Below are 241 nucleotides of genomic sequence, written 5' to 3'. Positions count from 1 at the left end.
ATTTACATACATGTCATGTTTAAGGGATTTGAGTGTATGATAATTCATATTGTCATAAAACTTTTGTTTTTATTTGCTGCATATAAATGGGGAGATTGGGAGAAGTGGGAAAAGTACTACCCCACTATTCTATTCTTTATTATTGGTGACCTTCTTTATAATTTTTTATTTTATAACTACCCTATGTGGTTATTTAATTATGGAGATGATGGAGGAATACCCACTAGCTTCATTATATTAT

General features: G+C 29.5%; 1 protein-coding gene. It reads left to right on the top strand.

Annotated features, from left to right (window positions below; genetic code table 11):
- Window positions 1–36: 36 nt before the first annotated feature.
- A partial coding sequence (locus AOA60_RS33395; RefSeq protein ID WP_218240733.1) for a hypothetical protein occupies window positions 37–241 on the top strand: 205 nt, incomplete at its 3' end.

Source organism: Pseudomonas sp. 2822-17, assembly GCF_002742485.1.
In the GTDB taxonomy this organism is placed as follows: Bacteria; Pseudomonadota; Gammaproteobacteria; order Pseudomonadales; family Pseudomonadaceae; genus Aquipseudomonas; species Aquipseudomonas cyclaminis.
This window is presented reverse-complemented; position numbering and strand designations above follow the sequence as displayed.